Origin of the sequence: Streptomyces sp. NPDC057654 (genome assembly GCF_042800135.1) — a bacterium.
In the GTDB taxonomy this organism is placed as follows: Bacteria; Actinomycetota; Actinomycetes; order Streptomycetales; family Streptomycetaceae; genus Streptomyces.
This window is the reverse complement of record NZ_JBHVHQ010001364.1, coordinates 1-1,409: the sequence shown is the minus strand read 5'-3', so window position 1 is coordinate 1,409 and position 1,409 is coordinate 1. Positions and strand designations below refer to the sequence as shown.

Annotated in this window: 1 protein-coding gene; it reads left to right on the top strand. The window is 76.6% G+C overall.

Going from position 1 to position 1,409, the window contains the following annotated elements:
• The coding region (locus tag ACFU99_RS43660; protein WP_384404336.1) for a potassium channel family protein at positions 1–1,399 on the top strand (1,399 nt) is incomplete at its 5' end.
• Between the last annotated feature and the right edge of the window lie 10 nt (positions 1,400–1,409).

Genomic DNA, 1,409 nt, shown 5'->3' with positions numbered 1-1,409 from the left:
GGGCAGCAGCAAGGTCATCCCCGCCGGCGGGGCGCTGCTGCGCGCCGCCGAACGCCCGCCCGCGGCGGAGGGCGGCGCCGGGGGAGCGGCCCGCGAGCGCGCCCTGTGCGTCCTCGCCATCCTCTCGGCCCCTCGCGACGGGTCCGGTACCGGTGCCGACGAGCCAGTGCTCCTGCCCGACGACGAGGAGGTCGCACGGGCGGCCGACCGCGGCACGATGGTGCTGGAGAGGGTCACGCACACCGGCCCGACGCTGCCGCCGTCCCGGCTCGCCGCCCGCGCGCTGCCGCTCGGCTCGTTCTTCTCGCGCCGGCTGCGCTGGTCGCTCGCCGGGCTCGCCGCCGCAGTCGGCGCGCTGGCCGTCGCCTCCTGGCTGGTCACCGACGAGGACCCGGCGCACGCCGCGTACCTCTCGCTGCTCGACCTGTTCGCCATCGACGACCCGGCGATCGGCGAACCCCTCGGCCGTCAGATCCTCCAGCTCCTCTCCGGACTCACCGGGCTGCTGCTGCTCCCGCTGCTGGTCGCCGCCGCCCTGGAAGGGCTCGGCACCTTCCGCACCGCCTCCACGCTGCGCCGCCCGCCGCGCGGGCTCTCCGGCCACGTGGTGCTGCTCGGGCTCGGGAAGGTCGGTACGCGCGTACTCGCCCGGCTGCGCGAACTCGACATGCCCGTGGTGTGCGTGGAACAGGACCCGCAGGCGCGCGGCATCGCCCTCGCCCGGAGCCTGCGGGTGCCGACCGTGATCGGCGACGTCACGGAGGAGGGCGTCCTGGACGCCGCGAAGATCCGCACCAGTCTCGCCATACTGGCCCTGACCAGCAGCGACACCACCAATCTGGAGGCTGTGCTCTCCGCCCGCGCCTCCAAGCCCGGCGTACGGGCGGTGATGCGGCTGTACGAGGACCGGTTCGCCGCCGCCGTCTACCGCACCCTGCGCGACTCGCACCCGCAGGCGCTGACGCGCAGCCGCAGCGTCTCCTCGCTCGCCGCGCCGGCCTTCGCCGGGGCGATGATGGGCCGCCGGATGCTCGGCGCGATCCCCGTCGAACGCAAGGTGCTCCTCTTCGTCGCCCTGGACGTCAGGGCCCACCCGGAACTCGCCGGGCTCAGCGTCGGCCGGGCCTTCCGCCCCGGCTCCTGGCGGGTGCTCGCCCTGGACACCACCGCCCCCGGCGACCGCCGCCCCGACCTCGCGGAGCCCGCGCCCCCGAGGGACGGCGACCGCCGCCCCGGCCTCGACTGGAACCTGCCCGCCGACTACGTACTGACCCAGGACGACCGCGTCGTCCTGGCCGCCACCCGCCAGGGCCTCGCCGACCTGCTGGGCCGCCGCACCCGTCCCGTACCGCCGCCGTCCTCCACGGACGGCCGCACGGCTGACGCGGGCCGGGGCTGACCCCGGCCCA